At 61.1% G+C, this 24,027-nt stretch carries 27 protein-coding genes; 17 read left to right on the top strand and 10 right to left on the bottom strand.

What is annotated here, in order from left to right:
• Positions 1–98 precede the first annotated feature (98 nt).
• Both ASD36_RS01485 and ASD36_RS01480 read right to left on the bottom strand, forming a co-directional pair.
• Positions 99–1,088, bottom strand: a complete 990-nt coding sequence (locus ASD36_RS01485) for an aldo/keto reductase (RefSeq protein WP_060503698.1) — start codon at positions 1,086–1,088, stop codon at positions 99–101.
• Between the two features lie 15 nt (positions 1,089–1,103).
• Positions 1,104–1,499 carry a cupin domain-containing protein gene (locus tag ASD36_RS01480; RefSeq protein WP_060503697.1) on the bottom strand — a complete coding sequence of 132 codons (396 nt, stop codon included), beginning with the start codon at positions 1,497–1,499 and terminating at the stop codon, positions 1,104–1,106.
• A gap of 131 nt (positions 1,500–1,630) precedes the next feature.
• Between ASD36_RS01480 and ASD36_RS01475 the strand changes: the two genes are divergently transcribed.
• A complete protein-coding gene (locus tag ASD36_RS01475) occupies positions 1,631–2,539 on the top strand; it encodes a LysR family transcriptional regulator (RefSeq protein ID WP_060503696.1) in 909 nt (302 codons plus the stop codon).
• 182 nt (positions 2,540–2,721) lie between these two features.
• A complete protein-coding gene (locus tag ASD36_RS01470; RefSeq protein WP_060503695.1) occupies positions 2,722–3,381 on the top strand; it encodes a hemolysin III family protein in 660 nt (219 codons plus the stop codon).
• A gap of 34 nt (positions 3,382–3,415) precedes the next feature.
• Here the strand turns inward: ASD36_RS01470 and ASD36_RS01465 are convergent, their stop codons facing one another.
• The 4 genes from ASD36_RS01465 to msrB all read right to left on the bottom strand — a co-directional run bounded on the left by ASD36_RS01465 (position 3,416) and on the right by msrB (position 6,000).
• Positions 3,416–4,285: a DUF4118 domain-containing protein gene (locus ASD36_RS01465; protein ID WP_060503694.1), complete on the bottom strand. Its 870-nt coding sequence runs from the start codon at positions 4,283–4,285 to the stop codon at positions 3,416–3,418.
• Between the two features lie 185 nt (positions 4,286–4,470).
• Complete coding sequence (locus ASD36_RS01460; RefSeq protein ID WP_060503693.1) at positions 4,471–5,016, bottom strand: AAA family ATPase; 546 nt, start codon at positions 5,014–5,016, stop codon at positions 4,471–4,473.
• A gap of 31 nt (positions 5,017–5,047) precedes the next feature.
• Entirely contained in the window at positions 5,048–5,563 is a 516-nt protein-coding gene (locus ASD36_RS01455) for a hypothetical protein (protein ID WP_060503692.1), read from the bottom strand.
• Positions 5,564–5,592: 29 nt separating this feature from the next.
• Positions 5,593–6,000, bottom strand: coding sequence for a peptide-methionine (R)-S-oxide reductase MsrB (gene msrB / locus ASD36_RS01450; protein ID WP_060503691.1), 408 nt, complete (start codon positions 5,998–6,000; stop codon positions 5,593–5,595).
• 258 nt (positions 6,001–6,258) lie between these two features.
• On the opposite strand from msrB, the gene ASD36_RS01445 reads away from it, so the two are divergent.
• The 10 genes from ASD36_RS01445 (at position 6,259) to ASD36_RS01400 (ending at position 14,761) form a co-directional block, all read left to right on the top strand.
• Complete coding sequence (locus ASD36_RS01445; RefSeq protein WP_060503690.1) at positions 6,259–8,619, top strand: putative monovalent cation/H+ antiporter subunit A; 2,361 nt, start codon at positions 6,259–6,261, stop codon at positions 8,617–8,619.
• Complete coding sequence (locus ASD36_RS01440) at positions 8,616–9,035, top strand: Na(+)/H(+) antiporter subunit B (protein WP_060503689.1); 420 nt, start codon at positions 8,616–8,618, stop codon at positions 9,033–9,035. Before ASD36_RS01445 ends, ASD36_RS01440 begins: the two co-directional genes overlap by 4 nt.
• Complete coding sequence (locus ASD36_RS01435; protein WP_060503688.1) at positions 9,035–9,412, top strand: Na+/H+ antiporter subunit C; 378 nt, start codon at positions 9,035–9,037, stop codon at positions 9,410–9,412. Before ASD36_RS01440 ends, ASD36_RS01435 begins: the two co-directional genes overlap by 1 nt.
• A 5-nt stretch (positions 9,413–9,417) precedes the next feature.
• Positions 9,418–10,977: a Na+/H+ antiporter subunit D gene (locus ASD36_RS01430; protein WP_060503687.1), complete on the top strand. Its 1,560-nt coding sequence runs from the start codon at positions 9,418–9,420 to the stop codon at positions 10,975–10,977.
• Positions 10,974–11,450 (top strand): Na+/H+ antiporter subunit E, encoded by a 477-nt coding sequence (locus ASD36_RS01425; protein ID WP_060503686.1) that lies wholly within the window; start codon positions 10,974–10,976, stop codon positions 11,448–11,450. The genes ASD36_RS01430 and ASD36_RS01425 overlap by 4 nt, the downstream gene beginning before the upstream one ends.
• Positions 11,447–11,821 (top strand): cation:proton antiporter, encoded by a 375-nt coding sequence (locus tag ASD36_RS01420; protein ID WP_060503685.1) that lies wholly within the window; start codon positions 11,447–11,449, stop codon positions 11,819–11,821. Before ASD36_RS01425 ends, ASD36_RS01420 begins: the two co-directional genes overlap by 4 nt.
• A gap of 17 nt (positions 11,822–11,838) precedes the next feature.
• The gene (mnhG, locus tag ASD36_RS01415; protein WP_060503826.1) at positions 11,839–12,186 is read left to right on the top strand and encodes a monovalent cation/H(+) antiporter subunit G; all 348 of its coding nucleotides are present in this window, start codon (positions 11,839–11,841) and stop codon (positions 12,184–12,186) included.
• 609 nt (positions 12,187–12,795) lie between these two features.
• Positions 12,796–13,227 carry a MucR family transcriptional regulator gene (locus tag ASD36_RS01410; protein ID WP_060503684.1) on the top strand — a complete coding sequence of 144 codons (432 nt, stop codon included), beginning with the start codon at positions 12,796–12,798 and terminating at the stop codon, positions 13,225–13,227.
• A gap of 417 nt (positions 13,228–13,644) precedes the next feature.
• The gene (locus ASD36_RS01405; protein WP_060503825.1) at positions 13,645–13,923 is read left to right on the top strand and encodes a helix-turn-helix domain-containing protein; all 279 of its coding nucleotides are present in this window, start codon (positions 13,645–13,647) and stop codon (positions 13,921–13,923) included.
• Positions 13,916–14,761: a DUF6456 domain-containing protein gene (locus ASD36_RS01400; RefSeq protein ID WP_060503683.1), complete on the top strand. Its 846-nt coding sequence runs from the start codon at positions 13,916–13,918 to the stop codon at positions 14,759–14,761. The genes ASD36_RS01405 and ASD36_RS01400 overlap by 8 nt, the downstream gene beginning before the upstream one ends.
• Here ASD36_RS01400 and ASD36_RS01395 read toward each other — a convergent pair.
• The gene (locus ASD36_RS01395; RefSeq protein ID WP_082512073.1) at positions 14,758–15,180 is read right to left on the bottom strand and encodes a SufE family protein; all 423 of its coding nucleotides are present in this window, start codon (positions 15,178–15,180) and stop codon (positions 14,758–14,760) included. The genes ASD36_RS01400 and ASD36_RS01395 overlap by 4 nt on opposite strands.
• Before the next feature lie 158 nt (positions 15,181–15,338).
• Complete coding sequence (locus ASD36_RS01390) at positions 15,339–15,788, bottom strand: DUF5330 domain-containing protein (RefSeq protein ID WP_060503824.1); 450 nt, start codon at positions 15,786–15,788, stop codon at positions 15,339–15,341.
• 552 nt (positions 15,789–16,340) lie between these two features.
• Here ASD36_RS01390 and ASD36_RS01385 point away from each other — a divergent pair.
• The 4 genes from ASD36_RS01385 (at position 16,341) to ASD36_RS01370 (ending at position 20,855) form a co-directional block, all read left to right on the top strand.
• Positions 16,341–17,939, top strand: a complete 1,599-nt coding sequence (locus ASD36_RS01385; RefSeq protein WP_164491953.1) for an ATP-binding protein — start codon at positions 16,341–16,343, stop codon at positions 17,937–17,939.
• Positions 17,911–18,891: a peptidoglycan-binding domain-containing protein gene (locus ASD36_RS01380; protein WP_060503680.1), complete on the top strand. Its 981-nt coding sequence runs from the start codon at positions 17,911–17,913 to the stop codon at positions 18,889–18,891. Before ASD36_RS01385 ends, ASD36_RS01380 begins: the two co-directional genes overlap by 29 nt.
• A gap of 94 nt (positions 18,892–18,985) precedes the next feature.
• Positions 18,986–20,437, top strand: coding sequence for a methyl-accepting chemotaxis protein (locus ASD36_RS01375; RefSeq protein WP_060508684.1), 1,452 nt, complete (start codon positions 18,986–18,988; stop codon positions 20,435–20,437).
• Between the two features lie 70 nt (positions 20,438–20,507).
• Positions 20,508–20,855: a DUF1491 family protein gene (locus ASD36_RS01370; RefSeq protein ID WP_060503678.1), complete on the top strand. Its 348-nt coding sequence runs from the start codon at positions 20,508–20,510 to the stop codon at positions 20,853–20,855.
• A 12-nt stretch (positions 20,856–20,867) separates the two neighbouring features.
• Here the strand turns inward: ASD36_RS01370 and ASD36_RS01365 are convergent, their stop codons facing one another.
• Both ASD36_RS01365 and ASD36_RS01360 read right to left on the bottom strand, forming a co-directional pair.
• Positions 20,868–21,950, bottom strand: a complete 1,083-nt coding sequence (locus tag ASD36_RS01365; RefSeq protein WP_060508682.1) for a DUF2336 domain-containing protein — start codon at positions 21,948–21,950, stop codon at positions 20,868–20,870.
• A 374-nt stretch (positions 21,951–22,324) separates the two neighbouring features.
• Positions 22,325–23,104 (bottom strand): SH3 domain-containing protein, encoded by a 780-nt coding sequence (locus tag ASD36_RS01360; RefSeq protein ID WP_060503676.1) that lies wholly within the window; start codon positions 23,102–23,104, stop codon positions 22,325–22,327.
• 338 nt (positions 23,105–23,442) lie between these two features.
• Here ASD36_RS01360 and ASD36_RS01355 point away from each other — a divergent pair, with 338 nt between their 5' ends.
• Positions 23,443–23,730 (top strand): hypothetical protein, encoded by a 288-nt coding sequence (locus ASD36_RS01355; RefSeq protein WP_060503675.1) that lies wholly within the window; start codon positions 23,443–23,445, stop codon positions 23,728–23,730.
• Positions 23,731–24,027 lie beyond the last annotated feature (297 nt).

Raw genomic sequence — 24,027 nt, 5'->3', positions numbered from 1 at the left:
GCTTGCTTTGCAGCCGCTTGGGATGGAATTACCATCCGGCAACTCGCGCATCGACCGGAAGATGCCAATCAGGCGCGGCCCTCTGAACCCCTTCCGGATCAGCGATTGATCCGCGCCTGATGCTCGGCCGAGTAGCGCGCGCCCTGAATTGTCACGGTCGAGACCGCAGCCTGGATGGACGCGAGATCGCCGGCCGACAGGATGACAGCGGCAGCGCCGATGTTTTCGTCGAGGCGGTTCAGCTTGGTCGTGCCGGGGATCGGCACGATCCAGGGCTTTTGTGCGAGCAGCCAGGCGAGCGCGATCTGCGCCGGGGTCACCCTCTTCGCCGCCGCGATCTCGCCGAGCAGGTCGACAAGCGCCTGGTTGGCCTTGCGGGCGTCCGTTGAGAAGCGCGGCACGGTGTTGCGGTAGTCCTTGTCGTCGAAAGTGGTCTGCGCATTGATTGCACCGGTGAGGAACCCCTTGCCGAGCGGGCTGAAGGGAACGAAGCCGATGCCTAATTCCTCCAGCACCGGCAGGATGTCATCCTCCGGCTCACGCCACCAAAGCGAATACTCGCTCTGCAAGGCTGTGACCGGCTGGACGGCATGGGCGCGGCGGATGGTCTGGGCGCCTGCCTCGGACAGGCCGAAATGCTTGACCTTTCCTTCGGCGATCAGGTCCTTGACCGTGCCTGCGACGTCCTCGATCGGCACATTGGGATCGACGCGATGCTGGTAGAACAGGTCGATGACATCGGTGTTCAGCCGTTTCAGCGCGGCGTCGGCAACGGCGCGGATATGCTGTGGACGGCTGTTCATGCCGCTCTGCCCGCCCTCGGCATTGAAGTCGAAGCCGAATTTCGTGGCGATAACCACCTTATCGCGAATGGGGGCGAGCGCCTCGCCGAGCAACTCCTCGTTCTTGTAGGGACCATAAGCCTCTGCACTGTCGAAAAACGTGACGCCGCGTTCGAATGCGGTGCGGATCAGCGTGATGGCCTGCTGCTTCTCGGTGGCCGGGCCGTAGCCGAAGCTCAAGCCCATGCAGCCGAGACCGATGGCCGAGACTTCAAGGCCGCTATTTCCAAGTGTGCGTTTCTGCATTGTGGTTGCTCCTGATTAGGCCTGATATTGTTCGTCGGTGACGTGTTCCATCCAGTCGACGACCTTGCCATCCAGCGCTTCAGCGATGGCGACGTGGGTCATGGCGGTGGTTGGCGATGCGCCGTGCCAGTGTTTTTCGCCCGGCTCGAACCAGACGATATCGCCCGGCCGGATCTCCTCGATCGGGCCGCCAAGCCGCTGCACCCGGCCAAACCCGGAAACGACAAGCAGCGTCTGGCCGAGCGGATGGGTGTGCCAGGCGGTGCGTGCACCCGGCTCAAACGTCACGGTTGCGCCGCTGACGCGGGCGGGGGCTGTTCCCTGAAACGGTGCATCGATGCGGACTGTTCCAGTAAAATAGTCTGTGGGGCCTTTGGCGGATGGCGCAGAGCCATTGCGCTTGATGTTCATCAGATGTCCTTTCCAAACAGGCTGGCCGGTCATGGCCGATGATGATGCAAGTGATGATCCTGTATTTAGCGCGTGCGATTACCCGCGATTAGGTGCTAGAACGCGCTAAGCCTCATGAGGAGAATTCATGAATGCCGCGCCAGCCGATCAACGATCTGACCGCCTTTATCGCCGTTGCCCGCGAACAGAGTTTCACCCGGGCGGCGGCCAGGCTGGGCGTGTCGCAATCGGCGCTCAGCCACACGATTACCGGGCTGGAAAAGCGGCTGGGACTGCGCCTGCTCAACCGCAATACCCGCAGCGTTTCGCCGACGCCGGCCGGAGCCCGGCTGCTCGATACCGCCGGCCCGCGCATGGATGAGATCGAAAGCGAACTGGCGGCGCTCAGCGAATTGCGCGACAAACCGGCCGGCACCATCCGCATCACCGCCGGCGAACATGCGGCCGAAGCGGTATTGTGGCCAGCTCTTGCAAAGCTGTTGCCGGACTATCCCGATATCAATGCCGAGGTCATTGTCGACTATGGCCTGACGGATATCGTTGCCGAGCGTTATGATGCCGGCGTGCGGTTGGGCGAGCAGGTGGCGAAGGACATGATCGCGGTCAGGATCGCGCCCGACATGCGCATGGCGGCCGTCGGCTCCCCCGCCTATTTCGCCACCCGGCAAAAGCCTCAGACGCCGCACGACCTGACCGGCCATTCCTGCATCAATATGCGCCTGCCGACCTATGGCGGCATCTATGTCTGGGAGTTCGAAAAGGATGGGCATGAGCTGCGCGTGCGGGTCGAGGGGCGGCTGGTCTTCAACAATATTGCCCTTCGGGTGAATGCGGCAGTCGAGGGCATGGGCTTGGCCTATCTGCCGGAAGACGTTGTCCAATCGCACCTTGCCGATGGCCGGTTGATCCGTGTTCTCGAAGACTGGTGCACGCCGTTTTCCGGCTATCACCTCTATTATCCCAGCCGCAAACAGCCGTCCGCCGCCTTTGTCCTGCTGGTGAACGCGCTTCGTTATCGCCCGTATGCTTCATCCAGCTGACGTTCCTTGCACCGGGGGACACCGAGCATGCGTTGATGTCCGCCTGTCGCAAATGTTGATCCCGATGACCCTGTTCCAGCCTTTAACAGCCTGTCAAATTGTTATGGTTATCTGGCTTGCCGTCCGGCCGTGTTGACGGCAGACTGCAATGAGAGAGCCGGACCGGCTGTTGAGAGGCGTGCATGGAAATCAAGGGCATCAAGTGGAACTACGATCGCTCTGAGCTGATCGCCGATGGTGTTGTTCATGGCGTCGGGCTCGCCTTTGCGCTGATCGGCGTCACGGCGATGATCTTTTATGCAAGCGTCTGGAGCACGTCGGGGCAGCTGGTTGCCGCCTGGATCTATGGCGCCGGCCTGGTGGCGACCCTGTCGATTTCCTTCCTCTACAATCTCTATCCCGTATCGCAGACAAAGTGGTTCCTGCGCCGCTTTGATCATTCGTCGATCTTCATTCTGATCGCCGCCACCTATACGCCCTTCCTGCAGCGCGGCTGGGACGATCCTTTTCTGTTCGGCATGCTGATCGGCATCTGGTCAATCGCCATTGTTGGCGTCTTGATCAAATGCGTCTTTCCCGGCCGTTTCGACAAGCTGGCGATATTGCTCTACCTTGCAATGGGGTGGAGCGGTGTCTTTGCCGCCGGTCCGCTTCTGTCGCAGCTGACGGAGACGACGATGATCCTCATCCTGGCGGGTGGCATCATCTATTCGCTCGGCGTGATCTTCCATGTCTGGGAAAGGTTGCGCTTCCAGAACGCCATCTGGCACGGCTTCGTCGTCACCGCCGCCGCCGTGCACTATTCCGCCGTTCTCACCTGCATCAGCAGCGCTGCGAGCTGAGCAGCGCCTCTCCTTAACGGTTTGGGCGGCCAGCTCAATCCGCCTGTGGCGCGTTGCGGGCAGCCCGCAAATGCTGGTTATCGAGCGCCAGGCCCAGAATGCGCGCAATGATATCGACAGACGTATCGGGGGACAAAGGCCGCTGGTCCGTCGCAAAGGCGATCCCGATGACGGCGCTCTGGCCCACAACCGTGGGCACAGGCCAGAAATCAAACCGCGAGGCCACGGCCGGATAGACACCCGCTCGTGCCACAGATCCCATCGCCAGTGACGCCCGCGCCGCATCGAGATCGGCGGCCTGAAGCTCCGCGCCGTCGAGATTGTTGACCGGCACAAGGTCATTCCCGGCCATGAGGATCACCACAGCGGGGGCGCCGAACAATGCCGTCAGTGTCCCGGAGGTGATGGAAACGGCAGCCTTGGCGTCGCCGGCCGCGCCGATATCGCGGCTATAGTCTTGCAGCAGAGTGGCCTGTTTCGTCAGCTGCGCCGCGTTGATCGCTCTGCGGCGCGAGGTGAAGGCGACGCTGCTGACGATCAGTCCGACGAAAAAGAGCAGGACGATTGCCCAGATATTGGCCGGGTCGTTGACCGCCAGCGTGTAGCGCGGTTCGGTCAGGAAGAAGTTGTAGGCGAGCGCGCCCAGGATCGCCGAGCAGACGGAGGCTCCGAGCCCGAAGGAAACGCCGGCGATAATCACGGGTATGACAAAGACGAGCGAGACGTTCGGGATGCTGATGCCGCTGTCGAGGCCGACAGCCACGACCGTGGCGGCGGCAGTCATCAGGACCGACGCAAAATAACCCGTCAACGCCGGCGCCTGCGACGGAGCCTCGACCAGAAAGGGATTGTCCGCTCGCAGGGGAGCGGCCTCTTCGCCAAGCCCGGATTCAACGCGTGCCATTGTTCAACTCCCGCCAATGTTATGCGGTCCTGCCGCCAGAGCGGTGGACGCCGCTGCGATAGACGGCGCAAGTATACACCCGGCGCAATCCGGGCGTGAGTGAAAGGTGAGGGGAGTTCCGCCAGCGGCGTAGCGCGCGGGCTGCTGCTTGAGTGTCGCAGGCTCAAGGTTCTGGTAGCGATTTGTTACAGTGCTGGTTCGTCAGCCGCGAGCGTCTGCAAAACAAAATCCGCCCGTTCGGCAATGCCGGTCTTCGGCAGGATGCAGATGTCATAGCCAAGCAGGCTATAGGCTCTGAGGAGGCGGTCGTATTCCGCCACCGCCGCATCGAGGCCGTGCCGCCGCTCGGGATCGGTCACATAAATCTCCGGCCAGGGCGGCACCAGGAAAACCCGTTTGTGATAACGATGCGCCTGACAGAACTTCGCCAATGCCGGTTCGCCGGTAACGTGTTCGAGTGCTGCGGCGGCATCGACCAGCCCCCTGTCGAAGAACACCCAGCCTTGGTATCTACCAGCGGCATTCCGGTCCTCAAGTGCCATCGCGACGGCGCGGCGGGCAAAGGCGGTCATGTTGACCCAGGGCAGGGCAGATCCGTTGCCCTTCGCCTCGTCTTCGACAATGCGCCGGCCCGGTTCCTCGACAACGGCATATCCCCGAGCGGAAAGCGCTGCAAGCAAGGTGGACTTGCCACCGCCCGAGCAGCCTGAAATCACCACGAAATGGTTCATAAAAATCTCTCTGTTATGGGCCTGACCCCTTTCAATTCGGCGCAGCGCCCGGTGCCGATGCCGGCGCCTGATTGCATCCGGTCGCGGGGCGCAGGGATTTGGCCATGCGGCCGACAAGGTTGTTATAGGCCTTCAGTGCTTTGCGCGGATATGTCAGCTGGAAATAGGCAGCACTCCCGTCACATAAAGCGACGGCGCGGGAATACAGAATATCGCTACCTTTGGCACCGGAATAACTGGCCCATCCTGGTGTCACTTTTTCATAGGTAATGTGCCAGCCTTCCTGCATGTCCCACGCCATGCGTTGCCGGATATCGGCAGCGAATGCCCCCTCTTCGACAAAAGCGCCGAAAATCAACAACCTGGCACCGTCCCTTGATTCAAATGTTGCGCCATCGCCATTGTCGCTTTCCTGCGCCAATGTGAAACCGGGCGGCACGTCAGCGCTGTAGTCGAAGCGCGGATTTGAATAACGGACCCACCCGTCCGCCGCCAGAACGGGGATTGCGGCCCAAAAGCTGGCGATCAGCAGCAACGCATATCTCAAAACTGTTTCTCCATTTCTCCATCGGCCGACTAAGTCGGCTCGAATGTCAGCGCAACACCATTCATGCAATAACGCAAGCCGGTCGGCGGCGGACCGTCGGGAAAGACATGGCCGAGGTGGGCGTCACAATCGGCGCAACGAATTTCCGTCCGGCTCAGCCCATAGGAGACGTCGTGATGCTCCGTCACCGCTTCCATGGATATCGGCTCGAAGAAACTTGGCCACCCCGTTCCGGAATCGAATTTCGTCTGCGAACGATAGAGCGGCCGGTTGCAGCAGACGCAGCGATAGGTGCCTGTTTTGCTGATTTCGAAATCCGGGCTTGAGAAAGCGCGCTCGGTGCCGTGCTGCCGGGTGATCCGGTATTGCTCCGGGGTCAAAAGCTCCCGCCATTCGGTATCGGTTTTCTCGACTTTCAGGGTGTTTTTCTCGTTCATCGGCCTCTCCGTGACGTTATGGCGCAGGACATAGGACGAACTTGCACTGCGGCAATTGCCGTTACTGGCCCGGCGTTAAAATTGGTATCTGGATGCCGTGAGTGTTTTGCGTCAGCAACTGGGCACAAGGGCTTGTATATCCCGTCGTAACCTTGAGTTTACCCATCGCTTGCCTTATTCCCAACGGTAGACGCTGCGGCATTCTTTGCCGCCGTTCCCGCTTTTCGCCATCTATCCACGAAAGGAACCTGCTGACCCATGAATGTCACCGACCTGACATTTCTGGCCCTCTGCCTTCCTTTCCTGGGGGCGCTTTTTGCGCCTTTGCTGACACGAATGCTTGGCCACAATGCCGCCTGGGTACTGGCCCTCATACCGGCGGCGATCTTTGTCCATTTTGCCGGTTTTACGGCGGAAATCGCGCAAGGCACCCCCATCACCGGCGGCTACACCTGGGTGCCGTCCTTCAATGTCCGGTTTTCGTGGCTGATCGATGGCCTGTCGCTGAGTTTCATCCTGCTGATCTCGGGCATCGGCGCGCTGATCGTTCTTTATGCCGGTGGCTATCTGAAGGGCCATGCGCATCAGGGCCGGTTCTTCTCGTTCCTGTTGATGTTCATGGGGTCGATGCTCGGCCTCGTCGCGTCCGACAGCTTCCTGATGCTGTTCGTCTTCTGGGAACTGACGTCGATCACGTCGTTCCTGCTGATCGGCTTTGACCATCATCGCGAAGCCGCGCGCCGTGCCGCCTTCCAGGCGCTGGTCGTTACCGGCGGCGGCGGGCTGTTTCTGCTCGCCGGTCTGATCGTGCTCTGGAACATTTCCGGTGTTACCCAGTTCTCGGCGCTGATGTCTCTTGGTCCGATGGTCAAGGCAAGCCCGCTTTATCTCGCAGCGCTCGTACTGGTGCTGGGCGGCGCCTTCACCAAATCGGCGCAGTTTCCGTTCCATTTCTGGCTGCCGAACGCCATGGAAGCGCCGACACCGGTTTCCGCCTACCTGCATTCGGCGACCATGGTGAAGGCCGGGGTCTATCTGTTGATGCGGCTCAACCCCGTGCTGGGGGATACGCCGGAGTGGCAGCTTATTCTGCCGGTATTCGGTGCCGCGACCCTCGTCATCGGCGCGCTTCTCGCGGTGCGCCAGACGGACCTGAAGCTGATGCTCGCCTATACGACAATGTCGTCGCTCGGCCTTCTGGTGATGCTAACCGGTTTCGGCGTGCCCTATGCCATCGAGGCGGCGGTGCTCTATCTCGTTGCGCATTCGCTGTTCAAGGGCGCCCTGTTCATGGTGGCGGGCATCATTGATCACGAGACCGGCACCCGCGATGTTACCCGTCTCGGCGGGCTGCGCACTGCTATGCCGCTGACATTCGCAATTGCGCTTGCTGCCGCCATCTCGATGGGCGGCCTGCCGCCTTTCTTCGGCTTTCTGGCCAAGGAAGAGGTTTATGCCGCTCTGTCGTCGTCTGATCCTCGTTCGATCGTTTTTGCGGTTCTTGTGATCACCGGCAACGCGCTGATGTTTGCCATCGCCTTCGCTGTGGCGCTGAAGCCGTTTTCCGGAAAGCTGGTGGCAACGCCAAAGCACCCGCATGAAGCACCGGTGCTGCTCTGGCTTGGCCCGGCCGTGCTGGCGCTGGCCGGTCTCGTCGCGGCCGTGCTATCGGCGGCCGGACACGCCTTGATCTCCACCCCGATGGCATCCGCTATCGCCGGCGAGCCGCGCGTGATCACCATTTCGCTTGTGCCGCATATCGGCGTTCCGCTGGCACTGTCCGGCATCACCGGCGTTATCGGTATTGCACTTTACCTTGGCCTGGCGCGGGTGAGGGCAGGCGTCGCGTCCGTTCTCGCCTGGATCGGCTGGGGGCCGGACCGTGGCTTCGATCAGGCTATCCGCGGTCTCGTGCGCTTTTCCTTCGCCGTGACCCGGCGGCTGCAGAATGGCAGGCTGGACAGTTACATGACCATGACTTTCACAGCGATTGCGGCCGTTCTGCTCGTGCCGCCGTTCGTCTTCGGCGAATTGGCGCTGGCGCCGGTCTTCCCGTCCATTCCTCTGCACGAACTGGCGATCATGGTCATCGCGGTGATCGGCCTATTTGCCGTCGTTCTCGCCAAGGACCGGCTGACGGCAATCGTCTCGCTCGGCATTCAGGGCTTCTCGGTCGCGGTCATCTTCCTGCTCTACGGCGCGCCGGATCTGGCCTTCACCCAGTTCATGATCGAAACGCTGGCGGTGGTGATCCTTGCGCTGGTGATGACACGGTTGAGGCTGTCGCCGTCCGATCATCGTCCGTTCCGCGAGACCCTGCCGGATGCAGCGATCGCCATTGCCTGCGGGCTGGGCGCCGGGCTGCTGTTGCTCAAGGTGACACAGGTGCCGTTCGACACGGCGTTGTCTGATTTCTTCGCGCAATATTCGAAAACCATCGCCCACGGCGCCAATATCGTCAACGTCATCATCGTCGACTTCCGCGGCACCGATACGCTGGGCGAGATTGCCGTGGTGATGATCGCCGGGCTGGCCATTCTGTCGCTCGTGCGCCTGCGGGCCGGATCGATGCGCCGCATCGCCGACAATGATCCCGACGCGGAGGAGGCCGGCCGATGAAATCGCTGATCTTCCGGACCATTACGCCAGTCATCACCAGCGTCATGATGCTGTTCTCGATCTTCGTGCTGCTGCGCGGCCATAATGAGCCGGGCGGAGGCTTCATCGGCGGCCTGATCGCCGTTGCCGCCCTGTCGATCTATGGCATCGCCTTTGGCGGCGAGACGGTGCGGCGCGCCATCGTCTTTCATCCGCTGTCGATCGCCGGGGCCGGGCTGCTGCTGGCGACATTGTCCGGCCTGTTGTCGATGGTTTTCCATGTACCGTTCATGACCGGGCTGTGGGTCTATCCGGTGGTTTTCGGCGAAGAGATTCCGCTGTCGAGCGTGATGACTTTCGATATCGGCGTCTATCTGGTCGTGGTCGGCGCGGTCACCTCGATTGCCCTGTCGCTCGAGGAAAGGGGGGAAGACTGATGGAACCTGTTTTCGCCGTTCTGACCGGCATTTTCCTCGCCGTTGCCGTTTACCTGCTGTTGTCGAAGTTCATCATCCGCATCTTGCTCGGCGTTGCCATTCTCGGCAATGCGGTCAACCTTCTGCTCTTCACCAGCGGCCGTATCCTGCGCGAGGTACCGCCGGTGATTGGGGCGGGGCTGGATGTTCCCGCCGGTGTGACCGCCAATCCGCTGCCGCAGGCACTGATCCTGACGGCAATCGTCATTTCCTTTTCGTTCTTCGCTTTCCTTTTGGTGCTGTCCTGGCGCGCCTACAGCGTTCTTGGAACGGACAACACCGATATTATGCGCGTGGCCGAGCCGGACGATGTCCAGCCGCCGCCGCTCGGATACTGACAGACATGGCCGCTTCCTCTTCCCCTGCCGATCTCTCCGCAGCCCTGGTTCTTCAGCCGGTGGCAGCGCTCGACTGGCTGGTGATACTGCCGGTCGCCTGGTGCATTTCGATCGGCGCGATCCTGATGATGATCCGCCACAAGGGCGTGGCGCAGCCGCTGGTGGCGATCGCCGGGCTTGCCGTTCTTGTCCTGCTCGATGCCGCCCTTCTGTGGCATGTCGCGCAAGGCGGGCCGGTGACGATGGTTATGGGCCGCTGGCTGCCGCCGTTCGGCATCGCGTTCACGGTTGATCTGACCGGTGCGCTGTTTGCGCTGACATCGGCCGTGGTGGCGCTGGTCGGTGCGGCCGCCGCCATCGACGATGTCAATGCCAGCGGCAGGCGCTACGGTTTTTACCCTTTCCTGCTGCTGCTGATGGCGGGTGTTAGCGGCGCGTTTCTGACCGGCGACGTCTTCAACCTCTATGTCTGGTTCGAGGTGCTTTTGATCTCGTCCTTCGGGCTTCTCGTGCTGGGGGGCGAGCGCGAGCAGATCGATGGCGCGGTGAAATACGGTTTTCTCAACCTCGTTGCCACTACGTTGTTCCTGATCACCACCGGTTATCTCTACGGCATCTTCGGCACGCTCAACATGGCCGACATCGCGGCCAAGGCCCCGGGCTTGCAGGCGCAAGCGCCGCTGGTGACGCTGACGGCGCTCTATCTTCTCGCCTTCTCGATGAAGGCGGCGGCGTTCCCGGTGAATTTCTGGCTGCCGGCCTCCTATCATACGCCGCGCATTGTCGTGTCGGCGCTGTTTGCCGGCCTGCTGACCAAGGTCGGCATCTATGCCCTGATCCGTGTCGGGGTCATGCTGTTTCCGGCCGAGATTGAACAGTTGAGCCTTGCGCTGGCGATTGTCGCGGCGCTGACCATGCTCACCGGTTCGCTGGGGGCGCTGGCGCAAAACGATACCCGACGTCTGCTCGGTTATCTCGTCATCTCCGGTATCGGCGCCATGCTGGCCGGTATCGCCATCGGCGGGCCGGAGGCGATCGGTGGGGTGATTTTCTATGCGCTGCATTCCATGCTGGTGATGACGGCGCTCTATCTGGCAGCCGGTCTTGCCGCCCGGTTGAGTGGCGATTTTTCGCTCGGGCCCGCCGGTGGACTCTACCGTCACTATCTGCTGTTTACGGCGCTGTCGCTGATGCTGTTCTTCTCGGTGTCCGGCCTGCCGCCGTTTTCCGGCTTCTGGCCAAAGGTGATGCTGGTCAAGGCTGCCATCGATGGAGGTGTTTCGTGGCTGGCGGCCATCTTGCTTTTGTCCGGCTTTCTCACCACGATTGCCACGGGCCGGGTGTTCCTGCTTTCCTATTGGCGACCAGCTGATGCGCCGGCGGCGGCAGTGCCGCAGCCGCTGGCATTCACCGCCCTGTTGCCGCTCCTGGTCCTGACGGCACTGAGCATTCTTATCGGGCTCCTTCCCGAAACCCTGCTCAACCTCGTCCAGCAGGCAGCATCGACGCTCAGCGAGCCATCCGCCTATCTCAATTCGGTCTTTCCGGCGGGAGGTGCGTCATGACATTCCTCATGGTCAACGTGTTGTTGATGCTGACCTGGGCGGCCGTGTCGGGCAGTTTCACCATTCCCAACCTGCTGCTGGGTCTTGCCGTGGGCGCGCTGTCGCTGTGTCTGGTGCGCGAACAGTTTGCCGCTGCCCGTCACCGCGTCAATCCCGTCAAGCTCTTGGTCCTGACCGCTGTCTTCTTCAAGGAGTTGTCGCTCTCGGCGATCAAGGTGGCGCTTCTCGTCATTCGGCCCGATATGCAGTTGCGGCCGGGCATTTTCGCCTTTCCGTTGACGTTGACGCGCGATTTCGAAATCACGCTGCTTGCCAACCTGATCACGTTGACACCCGGCACTTTGTCGGTCGATGTCTCGGAAGACCGCAAGACGCTGTATGTCCACGCGCTTGATTGCCATGATCCGGCGGCTGAGAAGCGGGCGATTTCCACCGGCTTCGAACGCCGCATTCGGGAGGCCTTTCCGCTATGAGCGCCGCCGCCATCCTGTCTTCTTCGATCTATTTCGCGCTTGCCGCGCTGTCGCTTGGCCTATTGCTGACGGTGGTGCGGATCCTGCGCGGACCAACCTTGCCCGACCGGGTGCTCGGTCTCGACATGCTGGTGGCGATCGCCATCGGCCTGATCGCAGTCCTTGCCATCAAGAGCGGCTTCAATCTCTATGTCGATATCGCCATTGCGCTCAGCCTTGTCGGCTTCCTGGCAACGGTCGCCTTTGCGCGGTTCATCCTGGCGCGGGGGCTTTCTCCGGAAAAGCAAGGTGGGGCAGGGCGCCCGCTTCCAGCGGCGCAGAAGGCGAAGCGCGTCAAGCCGGTCCGGCGCAACAAGAAGGTGGGGCGGTAATGGCAACTGATCCCGATATGGCGATGGTGCTCGTGGTCAGCGCGCTCCTGGTGATCGGCTCGCTGTTCAGCGTTCTGGCAGCGTTGGGTGTGCTGCGTTTCCCCGATCTCTACACGCGCATGCACGCAGCCTCCAAGGCGGGGACGATCGGCTCCGGTCTGTTGCTGCTTGCCGCCGGTATCCACGCGATGGATATCGCCATCCTGCTGCGCGCGCTCGCCGGTTTCGCCTTCTTCCTGCTGACTGCGCCGCTCTCGGCCCATTTGCTTGCCAAGGCCGCCCATCAGGCCGGGTATCGTCTGACCAATCTGTCGGTGACGGACCAGATGCCGCAGCCGTCTCCGCAGAAATCGCGTAGCCTCTGATACGCCGTGCCTTTAATCGAACGCATTCTGCCGCGATGCATGCGTCCGGGCGATTCTGATCGGGTGCGTCGGCTTACTATGCCGCACACCGGGGTTTCTCCCTAGAATGTCTACCGGCCGGTTCTTGGTAATGCTGGAAACAATGTGGTTAATACCAAGTAAAATGCCAATTACTTGCCAAGCTGCACAGCCTCTGCGGCCGGATGTATCGTAATGTTTCCGCTTGCGCGGCGATATGCGCGACTCTTAAAGATCAAGAGGCTAAATCTCGCATAAATTATGGTTGGACTTTTGCCTGATCGATGCTAATCGAGTAAAGGCAAAGTGTCCATTTTCGTATTACTTCATCCTGAAATTCCAGCATGGGTTGTGACTATTGATTGTTGCTTTGAGGCGCAGGGTTGTCCCGGCGCTTTGGTAACGGATTCCAATCCCTAAGAATTAGGAGTATTATACGGTTCTCGTGGTTTTCTGTCGCTGTCAGAAGCAAAGTGCATCTGGCTCGGCGGGAAACGTGATGTTCGGGCACTTTCTCAAAATGGTTTGGTTGTGCTCGCGATAAACCCGTCGCGGGCGCGTTTGAAGTGATTCCGATAGGAGAAAGAAAAAATGACGGATCTACCGCTTGGCTCGGGCCATGATCTACTGGTTGAATTGACCGCCGAGATCGTTGCCGCCTATGTCAGCAATCATGTCGTGCCGGTCGCCGAACTGTCGACGCTGATCGGTGATGTGCATGCTGCGCTGAACAACACGAGCAGCCCGGCTCCTGTCGCTGTAGTGATCGAAAAGCCGAAGCCTGCCGTATCGGTGCGCAAGTCGGTTCAGGATGACCAGATTACCTGTTTGGAGTGCGGTGGCACGTTCAAGTCGCTGAAGCGCCACCTGATGACCCATCACACCCTGTCGCCGGAAGAATACCGCGAGAAATGGGACCTGCCGACAGACTATCCGATGGTCGCTCCGGCCTATGCCGAAGCGCGTTCGCGTCTCGCCAAGGAAATGGGCCTCGGCCAGCGCCGCAAGCGCCGCGCCAAGTAAGTTACGCGGATATCAGCGGTAAAATTTCCAAGCCGGTCTGGCTCCCACAGACCGGCTTTTTTGTCTCCAACGGTGACGCTAAAAAATGAAGGCGAGGAAAATAAACCTATTATTTTCCTCAAAAAGCTTGAAAACCATGGAAAAACAACGGATGGTTGTGGCTGCGCGCTTTCTTTCATCCCCGCAATCACACTAGGGTGTATGAATTAATTCCTATCTGAGGAGTGAGCCATGCATCTGAGTAACTTTCTTCATCGGCCCTTGTCCCTAAAACCGTCCTTGCCGGCGCCAAGAGCGCGCATGGTCACGCAGTCCATCCTGCCGCCCGGTTCAGGCACGCTCGACGATCCATGGGGCCCGGTTCTGTCTGTTGCCGCCCACCACCGGTGCCGCCTTGTGCGGCAGGTGACGGCGGAGATGGTGATGATGGTCGGCGAGCGCGTGCCGCTCCGGCGTGACCGCCGCCGCACCAGCTGCCATGTCCGGCAGATTTCCATGTATGTCTGCCATGTGGTGCTGCAGATTTCGCTGACCGATATCGGCTATTCCTTCGGCCGCGACCGTACCACCGTCAGCCATGCCTGCAATGTCGTCGAGGACCGGCGCGACGATCAGGCCTTTGATGACTTCATCGCCGCGCTGGAGCGCGTCGTCACCTGCTTCTTCGGTGCACCGGGAGGACGCGACCATGCCTGACACAAGCGGAAAGGACGCACGCGCCGCGCAAAAGGATCTTGTTCGCTTCGTTCGCACTGTCGTTACCCACGCCCCTGTCCGGCTGGAGCCCGGAGAGGGGGCCGTGACGCTCGTTCCAGACAGCAAGGGTTCGCACGGGGGCAAGTTGTCGCGCCCGGTTTCCGGAACCACGGTCGCTCAGGCCCTTTCGCTTGGACTGGTCGTCCTTGATGGTCGTTGCATGCGGGCAACGGCAGAGGCGTTGCCTTTCCTGCGCCGCGCGCTTGTGATGCCGGAAGAGGGGTTTCAGGAACAGCACCGCGAAATCGAGAGCGGGACCGTTGCACTGGACGGCGTCCGCCAGGCCGTTCGGGTCAACCAGCTGGAATCGCCGCTCGGTGCTTGCGCGCGGCTGAAAGAGAAATCCGGCCAGCCCTTCCTGCCGCCGGAGGCGATTACGGCGGGTGAGCGGCTGCATGCCGATTTTACCCGCGCGAATTTGCAGCCACGGCTGACCATGGTTTACGAACCGCGGCTCTCGACGAAGACCAGGGGCGGCGTGGGTGGTGCTGCCGATCTCAGCGATTCTGCCATGTCGGCGCGGTTTCGGGTCGGAAAGGCAATGGAGGCGATCGGTCCAGAACTCTGCGGTGTGGCGCTGGATATCTGCTGCTTCCAGAAGGGCTTGGAAATTGTCGAGCGGGAGCGGCAATGGCCTGCGCGCTCGGCCAAGCTGATGCTGCGCACCGCGCTGATGGCGCTTGCCCGCCACTATACGCCACCACGCAAGGATGCAAAACGCAGCCATGCGTGGGGTGCGGAGGGGTATCGCCCGCAGGCGAACGATATTGTGCTTTAGGCGGCCAGTTGGCGGGCGGCCTCGTCCTTGATCCGCTTGATCATCGAGCGCAGGCCATTGGCGCGTTGCGCGGTCAGGTATTCGATCAGTCCCATGCGGTTAAACAGGTCGATGGCATCGGTCTTGACGATGTCGGAGGCATGCTGCCCGGAAAAGATCGACAGGACGATGGCGACCAGGCCGCGCACGATATGCGCATCTGATTCGCCCTCGAAGGTCAGGATCGGGTCGCTTGCCGCCGGGCTGGCATGGGTGACCAGCCAGACCTGGCTGGCGCAACCCTGCACCTTGTTTTCAGACGTGCGTTTTTCGTCCGGCATCTCCGGCAGCTTGCGGCCAAGCTCGATGACATAGCTCATCCGGTCCTGCCAATCGTCCAGATAGGCGCAATTGTCGATGATTTCGGCAAGCGGGGTGATCGGCGATGTGTGCAACTGGTCCATGCCGTTGATATAGGCGATGGATTGGCAAATGAGAACTGCAAAAAGAAAAGCCGTGAGGGGTGGGCGTTCCTCACGGCGGCCGTAAAATCGGCAGTTCAGGCAGTTGTAAAATCGTGGTGGTCTGCGGGTGCGTGTCAGCGCACAACCGAAACCTTCGGCTCGATGCGTTTTTCGGGAACGGGGATTCTGTTGAAGACGGGCTCCGGCTGCGCGGCGGCCTGTTCGGCGGTGGCGAGATCGGTGGTGACGTCGATAGTAGGCTGCGGGGCGGCGGCAACGGTGCCGGTGGTCACGGCGTCGCTCGGTTCGGCAAACTGCTGATCGAGGAACTGATAGGCGATCTTGGCGCCTTCACGGGCCCGGTGGCCAAGTGCGACGAAGGTTTCGGTTCCCTTGACGCAGACATCCGGCTTTTCGACGCAGATGGCGCTGATGTAGCCGAATGCCTCAGTGGCGGCCGAGACCGTATCGCCGACATCGACCTTGGGGCCGCGCTCCAGTGTCGAAGTGCTTGCCGGATCGAGAAACGGCAGGAGCACCAGCACCAGCGAAAACCAGAATGTTCCCTTGATCAGAAACCACATTGTCTTGCCCATCCTTTGGTCAGGCGCTCAAACCTGCGTCCGGTCTCTGCCGGGTTCGCTCCCTTGGCGCCTTGTCATCACACCTTAGGCAGGGATTCGGAACATGCCTTTGCCAAAACCAGTGGCATTTGCACCGTCTTTTCATAAAATTTGAATTATCGGCATTTGAATGGCATTTATCGTGCATTTTAACAGTCGCTATTAAGGTTCAAGGCGAAGCGGTTCCGGTCAAGCCCCGAAACGCGGGGTCTCACGGCGGGCGGGGGTGCCACACAGGTTAACGCGGGAGCAAAAACCCGCTAAAATCCGGCGCTTACACCCCGTTAACCACAAAAGATAAAGCCCCGGCGATTTGTCCCGGAATGGGACTTTGAAGGCCTTTCGCGGGATTTGTCGCAGTTTCATTTATCCTTTCATTAAGCCGCCAGTGCGAAATTCGGATGTGCAAGATGATCGTTCAATGAAACCGTTTCCGGTCGTGCATGATGATTTGCTTATAAAGAATGGAGCCATGACGGGCTCCGGAAAAGAACGAGCGTACAGGGTCAGACGTTGAGAGTATTGCGTAACATTGCTGGCAGGATGGCGTCGCGTGTCGATGACGTCGCGCGCCTTTGGCTGCCCCGCCAGGTGGCGGGAGAGCCGGAGGCAAGCCGCGAATTCGCCGTTATCCGGGCGGTCGCAGCCACGGCTCTCGTTGCGTTCCCGACGGTTCCCCTCGCGCTCTCTGTTGTCTTGCCGGTTTCGCTGGCCCTGCCGGTCGGCGCGGCTTCAGTCGGTGCTGCGGCACTGATCGCAACCGTCGGCGGTATTGCCTATCAACGAGGCCGCACGCCTGCCGCCGTCGAAATCCGGGAAATGCCCATCGATAATGGCGCCCGCCATTATGATTGTTTTGCCGGTCTGGTGACGATCCACGACATCCGCGGCTCGGTCACATCCGTGCATGGCCGCGACGCCGAATCCTATCTGGCCTGGATGCGCAATCCCTGCGGCCGGGGGTTCATCGAACAGATCCACGTCTCCGATCGCATCCTGTTTCTGCAGGCCATCGATACGCTGCGCCAGGGCAATCGCCAGGCGACCATCGACATCCGGCTGGAGCATCCCAACGTCTTTGCCGGCGGCGAGCAGTTCGTCCACATGCGCTGCGAAATGACGGCGCTTGGCGAGGTCGACGGCGAATTCGCCATCCTCGTCCAGTCGCGCGACGTGTCCGAAGAGGCGCGGCTGCGTGCCGAAGCCATCTACAAGACGGGGCTTGCGGAATCCGCCAACGATGCCAAGACCCGTTTCCTGGCGGCGGTCAGCCATGAGTTGCGCACGCCGCTCAATGCCATTCTCGGCTTTTCCGACATCCTGTCGGGGGAATATTTCGGCAAGCTCGAAAACGACCGGCAGCGCGAATATGTCTCGCTGATCAACCAGTCGGGCGCCCATCTTCTATCGGTCGTTAACACCATGCTCGATATGAGCAAGATCGAGGCTGGCCGCTATGAACTGATGCCGGAACCGTTCCGGGTCGCCGATGCCGTCAGCGCCTGCGAAGCGATGCTGGGCCTGCAGGCGCGCGAAAAGGGCGTGCAGCTGACCAGCCGGATCATGCGCAATGTTGCAGAGGTTAATGCCGACCAGCGTGCGATCCAGCAGATCCTGATCAATCTGGTCGGCAATGCCATCAAGTTCACCGATCGCGGCGGTCTCGTCACCATCGACGCAGAAATTGCCGGCAGCAATCTCAACCTGATCGTCAGCGATACCGGCATTGGCATCGCCGAGAACAAGCTGTCGTCGCTCGGACAGCCGTTCGTGCAGATCCAGAACGACTATACCCGCAAATACGAGGGGACCGGCCTTGGCCTGTCGCTGGTCAAGGGACTGGTGGCGCTGCATGGCGGAGAATTCAACATCCGCAGCCGTCCGGGCGAGGGCACCGTCATCACGGTAACGATCGCGCTCGACGGTTCCGGCATTGTCGGCATCGACGAGCAGGAACCTGTGGAACAGACAATGGTGGAGTTTCCGCCGCGCCTGAAGGAGCGTACGCGGGTAAAGACGAACGGCAAGTCCTTTCCGGAAGCGAGCCGGAGGGATGCCGAGGGAATGAACGGGGGTGCTGGTCATGACGGCTCGCAAGCGAAAACAGCCTGAGAAGAAAAAGAAAGCGCAGCGCGGCGCGGGCCTTATGGCCGCGGGCCTGGCGATGCGCGGCCTGACCTTCGCCGGCCGCCTGGCGTCGCGCAATCCGCGCGTCTTCGGCGGCTCGCTGGCGTTTGCGGTTGCCTTCAGTTTCGTCGCCGCCAATGCCATGTGGTACCAGCCGGGCGCGCATCCTTCACCCTTCATGCGCACACGCCTGCCGTTTGTCGATCCGCAAACCGCAAAGGCGGCGGCCGAGGAGGATGGCCTTTCACCCCGTAAGGTGACGACCTTCGTCATCCAGCGTGAGGAAGAGGGGGAGCAGACGGCCAGCATCGACCAGCCGAAACCGGAGCCGGAAGCTGAAACCGTTTCCGGGATTATCCAGTCTGCGCCTGCAGCGACACCTGCGGCCGACGGAGCGCTTGTGGCCGGTATCCAGAAGGAACTGGCGCGCCGGGGCTTCTACGACGGTCCCGCCGACGGCAAGACCGGCCCGAAAACCTCGGCGGCGATCCTGCGCTTTGAAAAACAGGCGGGCCGTCCGGAGACGGGCTCGGCAAACGCAACGCTGCTGGCAGCCTTGCAGGCAAAAGGCGCCGCACAGGGCAATGCACAGCAGACGGGTGGCAAGACGGCTTCCGCGGCAAAACCCGCGCAGCGGCCCTATGAGAACGTCAAGGGTGGCAAGGGTGAACTCGATCCGGTCGCAGCGGCAATCCGCAATGCCGAGATCGATCCGCAATATATCCCCAAGGTCGATATTCCTGCCTCCAGCGAACTGGTGATGAATATCCAGAAGGGTCTGACCAACCTTGCCTATAGCGACGTGTCGATCGACGGTGTCGCCGGTGAGCAGACCCGCTCGGCCATCCGCCATTTCGAAAAGCACTACCGGCTGCCCGAAACCGGCCAGCCAAGCGACAAGGTGCTGAAAAAAATGAAGGAAATCGGCGCTCTCTGAATTTCCCGTGTCCGTTGCATGCCTCTAAAATTCCCGTTTTTGCTTCGTTAACCCTGTTCGCATAGGTTGTAGCGGGGTTGAGGAGAGAATTGGGATGGTGACGACGGCTTTGCGCATACCTGTGTCCGGAATTCAGCCGGGCGCGGACGATAGCGATACGGGCGCCAGTGGCCTCGGGCGCGTCATCGCCGATCTGGCGCGCGAAGCCGCCGGTCTTGGCATCGATCTTGTCGATATTGCCGGGGCGATCCAGAATGCCGCGGCGCTGTCTGCCCGCCATGTCGATATCTTTTCCAGCGTTACCGCCACCGCCCGCTCGATTGCCGCCGCCAATGGCGAGGTCGCCCGCTCGCTGCGTGAAACCGACGCTTCGGCCACCAGCGCCCGCACGGTGCTGGGCGAGCAGGGTCAGCGGCTGCAAGGCTCGCTAGCCGAAATCGACCACATGGTCGCGACGACGCGGGAAATCGGCGCGGAAATCTCGTCTTTCTCCGGCGCGTTGTCGGAAGTCGACCGCTTTGCCGGCGAGATCAGCACGATCGCCCGTCAGACCAACCTCCTGGCGCTGAACGCAGCGATCGAGGCGGCGCGGGCAGGCGACGCCGGCAAGGGTTTTGCCGTGGTCGCGGCCGAAGTGCGCGCCCTCGCGCTGCAGACATCGCAGACCACCGCCTCGATTCAGAAGACGCTTGGCGAACTGCGCAGCCGCATCGTGCGGTTGACGTCGGCAGGTGAGCAGGCCTCGGCCTCAGCCAAGGGCGTCAAGGAAAAGGCAGGCGAGATCCAAGGCTCCTTTGCCAGCATGGAACAGGTCATGTCGGCGATCCTCGACAGCGCATCCTCTGTGACCGGAACGACCGATGCCGTTGACCGGCAATATGCCGCCTTTGCCGAGCAACTGACGGATATCGCTGGCGAGATCCATACGTCGAGCGGCGCGCTGCAGACGGCGTCGGCCCGCGTCGATGCCGTCGTTTCGGTGTCTGAGAAGATCATCCAGGTAACGGCGAGCGCCGGGCTTGAAACGCCTGACAGCCCCCATATCCGCACCGCCTGCGCTGTCGCAGCGACGATTTCAGAGGTGTTCGAGCGGCATGTCGCGTCCGGCAGTATCAGCATGGATGCGCTGTTTGATCGGCAGTACCGGCAGATTGCGGGCAGCAATCCGCCTCAGATGACCACTCGCTTTACCGAGTTTACCGATCGAGTTCTGCCGGCCATCCTTGAACCGGTCGCCACGTCCGACGAGCGCATCGCCTTCTGTGCACCGATCGACGAGAATGGCTATCTTCCGACCCACAACCGCAAATTTTCCCATCCGCAGCGCGCAGGCGACACGGACTGGAACACCGCAAACTGCCGCAATCGCCGCATGTTCAACGACCGGGTCGGGCTTGCCGCGGGCCGCAGTACCGAGCCTTTTCTGGTGCAGACCTACCGGCGTGACATGGGGGCCGGGAATTTCGTGCTGATGAAGGATATCTCTGCCCCGATCTTCGTCAACGGCCGCCACTGGGGCGGGTTGCGGCTGGCGATCCGGGTCTAGGCGCGGGACGAGCGGGTAAGCGGAGCAGGGGGAGTTTGCGCCCAGGCTCCGTGGAGTGTATCAGCCGTGTATGCGCCTGAAATCAGAAATCTTTGTGTCTGCCCTTGTTCGCCGGGTCTTTGGCCTTGGCGGTTATGCCGCCGTGCTGCGCAAGGGGGCAGGCGAAGCCGGTGCGATCTTCATCCGGCAGCGGTCACGCATTGGCACTGAGACGTTCTATGCGCCAGCACCGCAGAGCTTCTTCGATGACCCGGCGCCAGGCCGGCTATTTGAGATCCGGCTAGAAGAGGCCGACGCCGATGCGGTCGATCAGGCGATTGCCCGGGAGATCCGGTTCGATCCGGATTGCTGGGTGGTGGAGATCGAAGTGGATGCGCGCGGCGATCTGTTCGATGTTGTGACCGAAAAACCGAATTGACCCTGTAAAAACTCAGCGGCCGCGGCCGAAGGTCCGCTTCTGCTGGGTATCGGCGGAAGCGCGGGCCGGGTCCTGCCGCGAAGATGTCTGGCGCGGATCGTTGCCACGATCCGGCGACAGGTAGGCCTGATGTCCGGCCGGGCCGGTGGTATCCTTTTGGTCCGACTGTAGCCAAGCCTGGACGCGGACGCGACAGGTCTCCAAGCTCAGCGAGGCAAGCAGCGCTTCGCCGCGCGTGGTGCCGCCGAGACGCTCGGTCAGGTCCGGGTAGAAGGCGCAGAGCACGAAGAGGCTGTCATCGGCGTGCATGTCCAGCGCCGTCAACGTCGTGGCGAGCTGTTGGCCGGATATATCGAGCAGAATCCGCTCACCCAATTCTGCGGTCGAGCGCAGCGCCGCCGACAGGCTGGCGGCAAAAAGATTGGCCTCGCCGGAGCGGGCGAAGCGAACGAGCAGCGCCTCATGCAGGGAATCCACCGGCTCGATGACCGGCAGGGCTGCGGTGGTTTTCTGGGGCGCCCGGGCCAGCGACTTCAGGTCGTTGCGCAGCTTTTCCTCGCGCAGCAATTTGGCCGCGGTCATGTCCTGGGCTGTCGCTTCCGGCTGGCGCTGCGATACTTCTGTAGTGCGCGGGGTGGGAGAGGCAGGCAGGACAGGAACTGCTGCCTTTGCCGGGGCAGAGGCGGTCTGGCGGCGCTCGACGAGCGCATCGACCACATGAACCGAGAGATTGTCGCGCCGCGCAATGGCGGTAGCGTGTGCTTGCCCCTGGGTGCGGATGACCTGCAGCAGTGTCGCATCATCGATCGAGGCGGAGCGGGTGAGAAAGATCGCGGCAATGGAAATCGGTGCATTGCCGATCTGCAATGCCACCGATGGCGGTACGTGCTGGCATTGGGAAAGGGCGGCGGCGGCCTGACGGCGCGCCTCGTCGCTGGAGGCGGAAAACAGCGGATCGAACAGTTCGGAGAATTGCTTGAGGTCGGTCCGGCGGGGGCGGCGCAGTCCTTCAAAACCGGTCACGGTCGCCATCAGGACCACGTCCTTCAGCCGCCCTGCCTGCGGTCTTTCCAACTCACGAAACCGGTCCGCCACGGATACACCCACTCATACGCACAACACATTGTCCCGATTTCGAACAGCCGGCATGGCCGCTTGTCCGAAAGGGTGGCGAAATTTCAGACACGGACGGAGGGGACGTTTTCGAACGCCGCTGGCGCTACCAGTATCATCGACGCTAAGGCGCTGAAAACATTGGTGCCGACGAAAGCATGCCGACCCTGCCGATCATGGCTGAATGATGATCCGAGATTAGGATGACGTGGTTAATATATCGTTTACCGGAGGAGAGAAGCACGGTTATCCCCGTACAATTGGCGTGCGTGGTTGGGCGCTCTTCAGTTCCAATGTTGCCGGGGAATACAGGAACGGGCGGCAATGCCGCCCGTTCTGTCGTCGTTTAGATTGAACTAGTTGCAGTTCACGTCGCGCGGACGGCAACCTCCGCCGCCATCGCCACGATATCTGGGCCGGTCGTTCCCGCGTTCGATCTGCTGCTGACTATTATTACGGCGTTCGATCCGCTGCTGATTGTTGTTATTTCGCTCGAACTGTTGTTGGCTATTATAGTTGCGGCGCTCAATGCGCTCGCGATCGCGTTCCCGCCGATTGTTCTGTTCATTTTCGAACTGCCGGGCGTTGTCCTCACGGCGGCGTTCGATGCGTTCCCGGTCACGGTCGCGTGTCGGACGTTCAATGACGATGCCGTCGGTATTGTTGTAACGCGGGCGCTCGTACGTGTTGTAATCACGGCGTGGCCGGCGATCCGGATTGTAGCGGTCCCTGTCGCGGTCGCGGCGGTAGTAATCCCGCTCCCTGTAGAAGTCACGGTTGCGATAGTACCGATCCCAGTAGTTTCCGATTTCGAAGGTCACCAGCGGAATGCCGAGCGTGCCGTAATAGTCCGGCTCGACGTAAACGCGGCGCTGCTGGTACTGCGCCTGAACATAACGGCCAGCGACCCAGCCGCGGCCGTTATAGAAGGAGACGTCGCACCACGGCGTGTCGGCAAGGCAGCCGTGAATTTCGACCGGAGTTCCAACCGGAATGACGGTGACAGCGGGGTAGCGGGTGCTGGGACCGGAGCGCATGTTGACATTCGCCGTCGCAAAACCTTCAGCCGCCTGAGCGGCAGCGGGCAACAGAAAAGCCGCCGCCGTGGCGGCTATCGCCATGAGTGCTGATTTCAATGAATATCGTCGCGGTAGTGTCATCGGTTTTCCATCCCTATCGATCCGGCGGACGCTGGTCAGTGCAAGCGCGCGGTTTCCTGCAAACACCGTTGTTTTTGTGTCTTTTTTGAGGTGATTGGAGCGTCCGGCTCTATGTTCCGTGCCATGGAACGCGCAAGGCTCGTGCTTCGTTCCGCGCTTGGCCGGGAAGGGCGCGCAGCACCGTGATGGCGGGCGGCGGGAGTTAGTGAATTGAAGACCGGTCGGGCGGCAGGAAGCCGTGGTTTGGTGCGATCAACAGGGGAACCAAATCCGGGCTTATGCGTTGTGGGAACATTGAAAAAGGAGCCCAGACCATGGTCGAAAAGAAATTCGCAGCTGTTTCCAACGATGCCAATGTCGCCGAGATCGAAGCCGGTACGGCAAAAGCCGATCTCGAAAACCAGCTGGCCGAGCTGCGCGCCGAGATTGCCCGCCTGACCGAATCGGTCAGCGCCATCGGCAGTAGCGCCAAGGCGGTGGCGGCTTCGGAGGTCGAGGTAATGACGGAACGCCTGCGTGACCGCATTCGCGAGGAGCCCGTGTCGACACTCCTGGCGATTGCCGGTGTTTCTTTTGTGATCGGCCTGCTGGCCCGAAGATAGAAGCGCCACGGGGTGTTCCCTTCGAAACTCCCGCGGGGTCGGGGTTCGTCCATAATGGTTCCTGCAGGCAGGAAGATTGTCCGGTGCGATGGCGCCGGACATGTCCGTTTGAGAGGAGGCCGGCACGGGCGATTTTTTCGCGTGACTTGAGATTGCGACCGTTAAGGAGCTGTTAACTATCGTGTGGCTCAATCGGACAGCGGATGGTGGATACCATCGGCATTCTCGCATGTAGACTGGCATGACATCCGGAAATCCCGGAAGAAGGAGCAACGAGAAAGGCGCAGATGCCCGAAG

Origin of the sequence: Rhizobium sp. Root1334, assembly GCF_001426665.1 — a bacterium.
Classification (GTDB): Bacteria; Pseudomonadota; Alphaproteobacteria; order Rhizobiales; family Rhizobiaceae; genus Pararhizobium.
The sequence above is the reverse complement of the archived record's forward strand: the minus strand, read 5'-3'. Positions and strand labels throughout refer to the sequence as shown.

What these genes read in the sequence shown, in the direction of transcription:
- ASD36_RS01400 (WP_060503683.1), top strand. Translation starts at nt 13,916, where the DNA reads ATGCCTGACACAAGCGGAAAGGACGCACGCGCCGCGCAAAAGGATCTT.
- ASD36_RS01445 (WP_060503690.1), top strand. Translation starts at nt 6,259, where the DNA reads ATGAATGTCACCGACCTGACATTTCTGGCCCTCTGCCTTCCTTTCCTG.
- ASD36_RS01370 (WP_060503678.1), top strand. Translation starts at nt 20,508, where the DNA reads ATGCGCCTGAAATCAGAAATCTTTGTGTCTGCCCTTGTTCGCCGGGTC.
- ASD36_RS01410 (WP_060503684.1), top strand. Translation starts at nt 12,796, where the DNA reads ATGACGGATCTACCGCTTGGCTCGGGCCATGATCTACTGGTTGAATTG.
- ASD36_RS01435 (WP_060503688.1), top strand. Translation starts at nt 9,035, where the DNA reads ATGGAACCTGTTTTCGCCGTTCTGACCGGCATTTTCCTCGCCGTTGCC.
- ASD36_RS01440 (WP_060503689.1), top strand. Translation starts at nt 8,616, where the DNA reads ATGAAATCGCTGATCTTCCGGACCATTACGCCAGTCATCACCAGCGTC.
- msrB (WP_060503691.1), bottom strand. Translation starts at nt 6,000, where the DNA reads ATGAACGAGAAAAACACCCTGAAAGTCGAGAAAACCGATACCGAATGG.
- ASD36_RS01380 (WP_060503680.1), top strand. Translation starts at nt 17,911, where the DNA reads ATGACGGCTCGCAAGCGAAAACAGCCTGAGAAGAAAAAGAAAGCGCAG.
- ASD36_RS01420 (WP_060503685.1), top strand. Translation starts at nt 11,447, where the DNA reads ATGAGCGCCGCCGCCATCCTGTCTTCTTCGATCTATTTCGCGCTTGCC.
- ASD36_RS01465 (WP_060503694.1), bottom strand. Translation starts at nt 4,285, where the DNA reads ATGGCACGCGTTGAATCCGGGCTTGGCGAAGAGGCCGCTCCCCTGCGA.
- mnhG (WP_060503826.1), top strand. Translation starts at nt 11,839, where the DNA reads ATGGCGATGGTGCTCGTGGTCAGCGCGCTCCTGGTGATCGGCTCGCTG.
- ASD36_RS01485 (WP_060503698.1), bottom strand. Translation starts at nt 1,088, where the DNA reads ATGCAGAAACGCACACTTGGAAATAGCGGCCTTGAAGTCTCGGCCATC.
- ASD36_RS01460 (WP_060503693.1), bottom strand. Translation starts at nt 5,016, where the DNA reads ATGAACCATTTCGTGGTGATTTCAGGCTGCTCGGGCGGTGGCAAGTCC.
- ASD36_RS01470 (WP_060503695.1), top strand. Translation starts at nt 2,722, where the DNA reads ATGGAAATCAAGGGCATCAAGTGGAACTACGATCGCTCTGAGCTGATC.
- ASD36_RS01430 (WP_060503687.1), top strand. Translation starts at nt 9,418, where the DNA reads ATGGCCGCTTCCTCTTCCCCTGCCGATCTCTCCGCAGCCCTGGTTCTT.
- ASD36_RS01405 (WP_060503825.1), top strand. Translation starts at nt 13,645, where the DNA reads ATGGTGATGATGGTCGGCGAGCGCGTGCCGCTCCGGCGTGACCGCCGC.
- ASD36_RS01390 (WP_060503824.1), bottom strand. Translation starts at nt 15,788, where the DNA reads ATGTGGTTTCTGATCAAGGGAACATTCTGGTTTTCGCTGGTGCTGGTG.
- ASD36_RS01475 (WP_060503696.1), top strand. Translation starts at nt 1,631, where the DNA reads ATGCCGCGCCAGCCGATCAACGATCTGACCGCCTTTATCGCCGTTGCC.
- ASD36_RS01480 (WP_060503697.1), bottom strand. Translation starts at nt 1,499, where the DNA reads ATGAACATCAAGCGCAATGGCTCTGCGCCATCCGCCAAAGGCCCCACA.
- ASD36_RS01425 (WP_060503686.1), top strand. Translation starts at nt 10,974, where the DNA reads ATGACATTCCTCATGGTCAACGTGTTGTTGATGCTGACCTGGGCGGCC.
- ASD36_RS01375 (WP_060508684.1), top strand. Translation starts at nt 18,986, where the DNA reads ATGGTGACGACGGCTTTGCGCATACCTGTGTCCGGAATTCAGCCGGGC.
- ASD36_RS01355 (WP_060503675.1), top strand. Translation starts at nt 23,443, where the DNA reads ATGGTCGAAAAGAAATTCGCAGCTGTTTCCAACGATGCCAATGTCGCC.